Annotated in this window: 3 protein-coding genes; all 3 read right to left on the reverse strand. The window is 74.6% G+C overall.

Annotation, left to right across the window (positions count from 1 at the left end):
• Positions 1–1,346, reverse strand: a 1,346-nt coding sequence (locus tag G5C65_RS27395) for a type I polyketide synthase (RefSeq protein ID WP_206442335.1), incomplete at its 3' end; no start/stop codon positions are given.
• Between the two features lie 48 nt (positions 1,347–1,394).
• Complete coding sequence (locus tag G5C65_RS27400; protein ID WP_165301676.1) at positions 1,395–6,377, reverse strand: type I polyketide synthase; 4,983 nt, start codon at positions 6,375–6,377, stop codon at positions 1,395–1,397.
• A 17-nt stretch (positions 6,378–6,394) separates the two neighbouring features.
• Complete coding sequence (locus tag G5C65_RS27405) at positions 6,395–7,162, reverse strand: acyl carrier protein (RefSeq protein ID WP_241266094.1); 768 nt, start codon at positions 7,160–7,162, stop codon at positions 6,395–6,397.
• Between the last annotated feature and the right edge of the window lie 23 nt (positions 7,163–7,185).

The following is a 7,185-nucleotide window of genomic DNA, read 5'->3' on the forward strand; positions in this document are numbered from 1 at the left end:
CTGATGCCGAACGCCGAGATCCCGGCCCGCCGGGGCCGTTCGGCGCGCGGCCAGGCCACCGGCTCCGTCAGCAGCCGCACCGCTCCCGACTCCCAGTCGACATGCGGGGAGGGCTCGTCGATGTGCAGGGTGGCGGGCAGGACGCCGTGCCGCAGCGCCTGCACCATCTTGATCACACCCGCCACCCCGGCGGCCCCCTGGGTGTGCCCGATGTTCGACTTCACCGACCCCAGCCACACCGGCCGCTCCGCCGGGCGCTCCCGGCCGTAGACGGCCAGCAGCGCCTGCGCCTCGATCGGGTCGCCCAGCGTCGTACCCGTCCCGTGCCCCTCGACGGCGTCCACCTCGCCGGGCGACAGCCGCGCGTTCGCCAGCGCCTGGCGGATCACCCGCTCCTGCGAGGGCCCGTTCGGCGCCGTCAGACCGTTGCTCGTACCGTCCTGGTTGATTGCTGAGCCACGGATGACGGCGTGTACGCGGTGGCCGTTGCGCCGCGCTTCGGTGAGGCGCTCCAGCACGACGAGCCCCGCGCCCTCGGCCCAGCCGGTGCCGTCCGCCGCCGAGGCGAACGGCTTGCACCGCCCGTCCGGGGCTATTCCGCGCTGCCGCGAGAACTCGATGAACGCGCCCGGTGTGGCCATCACCGTCACCCCGCCCGCCAGGGCCAGCGAGCACTCGCGCTGGCGCAGCGAGTGGCACGCCAGATGCATGGCCGTCAGCGACGAGGAGCACGCGGTGTCCACCGTCACCGCCGGGCCCTCCAGGCCCAGGGCGTAGGCGACGCGTCCCGAGGCGACGCTGCCGAGGTTGCCGGTGCCGACGTAGCCCTCGACCTCGTCGGTCATGTCGCCGATGAAGGACAGATAGTCGTGTGAGCTCACCCCGGCGAACACGCCGGTCTCGCTGCGCCGCAGGGCTTCGCGGCTGAGCCCGGCCCGTTCGAACGCCTCCCAGGCGGTCTCCAGCAGCAGCCGCTGCTGCGGGTCCATCGCCGTCGCCTCGCGCGGGCTGATGTCGAAGAACGCCGCGTCGAACTCTGTGGCGCCGTCGCAGAATCCGCCCTCGGTCGCATACGACGTGCCGAACGTGTCGGGGTCCGGATCGTAGAGCGCCTCGGTGTCCCAGCCCCGGTCCGTGGGGAAGGCGGCGATGGCGTCGCCGCCCTCGTCCACCAGCCGCCACAGGTCCTCGGGCGAGCGCACGCCGCCGGGATAGCGGCAGGCCATGCCGACGATCGCGATCGGCTCGGGTGCGGCCGACTCGGCTTCCCGCAGGCGCTGCCGGGTCTGGCGCAGCTCGGCGGTGACCCATTTGAGGTGGTCGAGAAGGTCTTCCTCGTTCGACATGTCAGGCAACACTCCTTGGCGCGGCGCGGAGGGGCGGGAGCACCGGGTTCACGACTTTCCGAACTCGTCGGAGATGAGGTGGAAGATGTCCTCCGCCGTCGCCGATTCGAGTTCGCGGTGTGCCGCGGAGCGCTCGCCCTGGTCGTCCGCCGGGCTCCACTTCGCCAGCAGCAGCTCCAGCCGCTGGGCGACCCGCCGCCGGGCGGCACCGTCCAGCGCTGCGGGGTCGCAGGACGCGTCCCAGGTGTCGAGCCCGGACAGGACGGGCCCCTCGGTCGCGGCCGTCTCGTCGAGCAGCTTCCCGCGCAGCAGGTCGGCGAGGGCGTTGGGCGAGGGGTGGTCGAAGACGAGGGTCGGCGGGAGGCTGAGACCGGTGGTGTGCACGAGCTGGTTGCGCAGCTGCACGGCGGTGAGCGAGTCGAAGCCCAGCTCCTGGAACGGCCGGCCCGGCCGGATGGCGTCGGGGTCGGGGTGGCCGAGCACGGCGGCGACATGGGTCTGGACGTGCCGGAGCAGGATCAGCCGCTGCTGGGCGGGTCCGCTGTCGGCGAGCTGCTGGAGCAGCGGGTGCGCGCCGCCCTCCGTCGCCTCCTGGACCGCGCCGGCCTCGCCCGTCGCGGCCAGCTCGGAGATCAGCGGGCTGGGGCGCTGGGTGGTGAAGGCGGCGGGGAACTTCTCCCAGTCGATGTCCGCGACGGCGACGGCCGTGTCGTGGTGGTCGAGGGCGCGGTGGAGGGACTTGACGGCGAGGCCGGGGTCGAGCGGCGCGAGCCCGCGGCGGCCGAAGAAGGCGAGGGCGGCCTCGTCGGACGCCATGCCCGAGTCGCCCCAGGGGCCCCAGGCCAGGCTGGTGGCGGGGAGACCGAGGGAGCGGCGGTGTTCGGCGAGGGCGTCGAGGTAGGCGTTGGCGGCGGCGTAGCAGCCCTGGAGTCCGCTGCCCCAGGCGGCGGCGCCGGAGGAGAACAGCACGAAGGCGCTCAGATCGAGGTCCCGGGTCAGCTCGTGCAGCTGGGCCGCCCCGTGCGACTTGGGGCGCAGGATCTCCTCCAGGTGGGGGAGGTCGATGTCGCTGAACGGGCAGTTCTCCGGGAGGCCCGCCGCGTGGATGACGGCGGTGAGCGGACGCTCGTCGGGGATGGTGCCCAGGAGGTGTTCCAGCGCTGAGCGGTCCGCGATGTCGCAGGCGGCGACGGTCGCCTCGCTGCCCAGGGCGGCGATCTCCTGGGACAGCGCCGCGGCGCCGGGCGCATCCGGGCCGCTGCGGCTGACCAGCAGCAGATGCGGGGCCCCCTGCTCGGCGAGCCAGCGGGCCAGGTGGCCGCCCAGCCCGCCGGTGCCGCCGGTGATGAGGGTGGTGCCCTCGGGCCGCCAGGGGGAGCTGCCGTTGGTGCTGCCGGCGGGGGCGCGGCGCAGTCGGCGGGCCAGGGTGCCGGAGGCGCGGATGGCGACCTGGTCCTCGCGCTCCTCCGTCCGTCCGGTGGCCAGTAGCGCGGCCAGCCGGGCGGGAGTGCGGTGGTCGGGGGAGGCGGGCAGGTCGACGAGGCCGCCCCAGAGCCGGGGGTGTTCCAGGGCCGCGACCCGGCCGAGGCCCCAGGTCTGGGCCTGTGCGGGGCTGGTGAGGGGGTCGGTGGCGGAGACCGCCACCGCGCCCTGCGTCAGACACCACAGCGGCGCGTCGAGACCGGCGTCGGCGAGCGCCTGGACCAGCGCGGTCAGCGCCGTCAGCCCCGCCGGGACCGCCGGGTGGTCCGGGAGCGGCGCCTCGTCCAGCGCGAGCAGGCTGAGGAGTCCCGCCGGATCGGTGTCGGCGGCCAGTTCGGCGAACTGCTCGGCCAGCAGCGGGCGGTCGGCCGCGCCGGTGGAGACGGGGCAGAGCCGCACGGCGGCGCCCTGCTCCCGCAGCCCCTCGGCCGTGCTCTGCACCAGGGGGTGGCCGTCCCATCCGGCGGGCAGGACCAGCAGCCATGTTCCCGCCAGCGGTGCGCTGCCCGGCACGCTGCCCGGCGCGCTGTCCAGCGGGACCCAGTCGGCGCGGTACCGCCAGGAGTCGAGGACGCTCTGCTCGCGGTGGCGCCGCCGCCAGGACGAGAGGATCGGCAGGGCGGGCCGCAGCTGTTCGACGTCCGGGCCGTCCTGGTCCAGGTGCAGGACGCCGGTGAGCTCCTCGACGTCGGACTCCTCGATGGCCTGCCACAGCCGCGCCTCGGCGGGATCGTGGTGACCGTTGGGGCCGTCCGCGCCGCTGCCGGGCCGTACGGCGGGGGGCGCCACCCAGTAGCGGCGGCGCTGGAACGCGTACGTGGGCAGCTCGAACGCCTGGCCGGGCTGCCGGGCGGGGAGCAGGCTCGTCCAGTCGACCCGGACCCCGGCGGTGAACGCCTGTGCGAGGGAGCGGACCAGTTGCGTCTGACCGCCCCGGTCGCGCTGGAGGGTGGGGACGGTGGCGGCCTCCACACCGGCCCGCTCGAAGGTCTCCTGCATGCCGACGGTCAGCACGGGGTGGCTGCTGGCTTCGATGAAGACGCGGTAGCCGTCGTCGAGGAGGGAGCGGACGGCCTCCTCGAAGCGTACGGGCTCGCGCAGGTTGGTGAGCCAGTAGCCACCCTCCAGCGAGGCGGCCTCCAGCGGCGCTGCGGTGACGGCGGAGTAGAACACCACGTCCGACGCCGCCGGCGCGACCCCGGAGAGGGCCTCGGTGACCTCTTCGGCGATCTGGTCGACCTGGGCGCTGTGGGAGGCGTAGTCCACATCGATCATCCGCGCCCGCAGCCCCGCCGCCTCGGCGGCCGCCACCACCGCGGCCACCTGTTCCGGCGGCCCCGAGACGACGGTGGAGGACGGGCCGTTGACGGCCGCCACCCCCACCCCGTCGGCCTGCTGCGCCAGTTCCCCGGCGCGTTCCCGGTCCGTCGCCAGGGAGGCCATCGCGCCGCCCCCGGCCAGGCGCCGCAGGGCCCGGCTGCGCAGGGCCACGACGCGAGCGCCGTCCTCCAGCGAGAGGGCCCCCGCCACGCAGGCGGCGGCGATCTCGCCCTGGCTGTGGCCCACCACAGCGCCGGGTACCACGCCGTGTTCGGCCCAGACCGCCGCGAGGGAGACCATCATCGCCCACAGCACCGGCTGGACGACGTCCACCCGGGACAGCTCCGCGCCGTCCCCGCGCAGCACCTCGCCCAGGGACCAGTCCACATGCGGGGCCAGCGCCTCCTCGCAGGCGGCGACGCGGGCCGCGAACGCCGGTGAGGCATCCAGCAGTTCGGCGCCCATGCCGGCCCACTGCGCGCCCTGGCCCGGGAAGACCAGCACCGGGGCCGCAGCCGGGGCGGCGGGCGCCTCCGGGCTGACGACGCCCGGGTGGGGCTCACCGGCCGCCAGGGCCCTCATGCCCGCCAGCAGCTCGTCGCGGTCTTCGCCGAGCACGACCGCGCGGTGCTCGAAAGCCGAGCGGGTGGTGGCCAGTGACCAGCCGACCTCGGCGGCCGAGAGCTCGGGCTCCGGGGCCAGCCGCGCGACCAGCGCCGACGCCTGCGCCCGCAGCGCCTGCGCGGTCCGTCCGGAGACCGCCCACGGCACCACGCCGTCCACCTCGGCCGGTACCGGCTCGGCCGGTGCCCGCTCGGTTCCGGGCTCCTCGGTCCCGGGCTCCTCGGCCTGCTCCAGGATGAGATGGGCGTTGGTGCCGCTGATGCCGAACGCTGAGATCGCGGCCCGCCGGGGCCGCTCGCCGCGCGGCCAGGCCACCGGCTCCGTCAGCAGCCGCACCGCTCCCGACTCCCAGTCGACATGCGGGGAGGGCTCGTCGATGTGCAGGGTGGCCGGAAGCGTCCCGTGACGCAGCGCCTGCACCATCTTGATCACACCCGCCACCCCGGCCGCCGCCTGGGTGTGCCCGATGTTCGACTTCACCGAACCGAGCCACAGCGGCCGCTCCGCCGGGCGCTCCCGGCCGTAGGTCGCCAGCAGCGCCTGCGCCTCGATCGGGTCGCCCAGCGTCGTGCCCGTCCCGTGCGCCTCCACCGCGTCCACCTGGTCCGGGGGCAGCCGCGCGTTCGTGAGCGCCTGCTGGATCACCCGCTCCTGCGAGGCGTCGCTGGGGGCGGTCAGGCCGTTGCTGGCGCCGTCCTGGGTGACGGCCGAGCCCCGGACCACGGCCAGGATCCGGTGGCCGTTGCGCTGCGCTTCGGACAGCCGCTCCAGCAGCACGAGTCCGACGCCTTCCGAGAAGCCGGTGCCGTCGGCGGACGCCGCGAAGGACTTGCACCGGCCGTCCGGGGCGAGTCCGCGCTGCCGGGAGAACTCCGCGAAGGCCGTCGGGGTGGTGAGTGCGGTGACTCCGCCCGCCAGCGCCAGGGAGCAGTCGCCCTGCCGCAGCGCCTGAGCCGCCAGGTGGATGGCCACCAGGGACGAGGAGCAGGCGGTGTCCACCGTCACCGCCGGGCCCTCCAGGCCGAAGGAGTAGGCGACCCGGCCGGACACCACGCTGGCCAGCGTGCCCGTGGTCGCGTACCCCTCGAAGCCCTCGGGGACCCTCGGCATCCGGGACATGTAGTCCTGGCTGGACACCCCGGCGTATACGCCGGTCGGGCTGCCCTTCAGCGAGGCGGGGTCGATGCCCGCCCGTTCGAAGAGCTCCCAGGAGACCTCCAGCAGCAGCCGCTGCTGCGGATCCATCGACAGCGCCTCGCGGGGGCTGATCCCGAAGAAGCCCGCATCGAACTGGTGGGCGTCGTGCAGGAATCCGCCGTCCCGTACATAGCTGGTCCACGGCTGGTCGGGGTCCGGGTCGTACAGCCCCTCCAGGTCCCAGCCGCGGTCGGCCGGGAACCCGGTGATGCCGTCCCCGCCCGAGTCGACCAGGTCCCACAGCTCCTCGGGGCAGGTGACGCCGCCGGGGTAGCGGCATGCCGCGGCGACGACGGCCACGGGCTGCCGGTTGCGGTCCTCCGCCTCGTGCAGACGCTGACGAGTCTGCCCGAGATCCGCTGTGACCCGCTTCAGATACTGGCGAAGCTTCTCCTCCGTACCGGACATGTACTCCTCGCTCCCGATCAGGAAGGGACTTCCCGGTCAATAAGGTCGAACAACTCGTCGTCCGACGCGGACTCCAGGGCGTCGCTGTCCACGGCCTGCTCCGGCTCGGCAGCGCTGTCGCCCAGCCGCCACGCCAGGGTCTCCAGGCGCTTCGCCAGCCTGCTGCGGACCTCCCCTTCGGGGGCGAACCGCGCCAGCGCGCTTTCGAGCTTCTCCACCTCGGCGAAGAGGGGCTGTGCGGGGTCGGCCCCGGCCGGACAGAGGTTCTCGCGGAGATACTCCGCGACGGCCGCCGCGGACGGATAGCGGAAGACGAACGTGGCGGGCAGCCGCAGTCCGCTGGCCGCGGAGAGCCGGTTGCGCAGTTCCACCGCGGTCAGCGAGTCGAAGCCCATTTCCTTGAACGGGGCCTCGGCCTGGATCGCCTCGGCGGCGGAGTGCCCCAGGACCGCGGCCGCGTGGCCGCGTACCAGATCGAGCAGGACGCGATGCTGCTGGTCCCGGGACAGGGCCGCCAGGCGGGGGCCCCAGTCGGCGGGCGAGGGTGCCGAAGCGGCGGTCCGCCGTGTGCTGCCCTCCCCGGCGAGGGCCCGCAGGAGCGCCGGCGGACCACCGGTGGCCGACTGGGCGGTGAGGGCGCGGGGGTCCAGGTCCATCGCCAGCAGATGCGGACCCCCATGAGCCAGGCTCGCATCCAGCAGCCCCAACGCCCGCTCACTGGAGAGCGCACCCACACCCGAACGCGCCATCCGCGCCCGGTCCACCACACCCAGACGCCCCGTCATCCCACTCTCCTCCGCCCACAACC

Origin of the sequence: Streptomyces boncukensis (assembly GCF_011045075.1) — a bacterium.
Taxonomy (GTDB): Bacteria; Actinomycetota; Actinomycetes; order Streptomycetales; family Streptomycetaceae; genus Streptomyces; species Streptomyces boncukensis.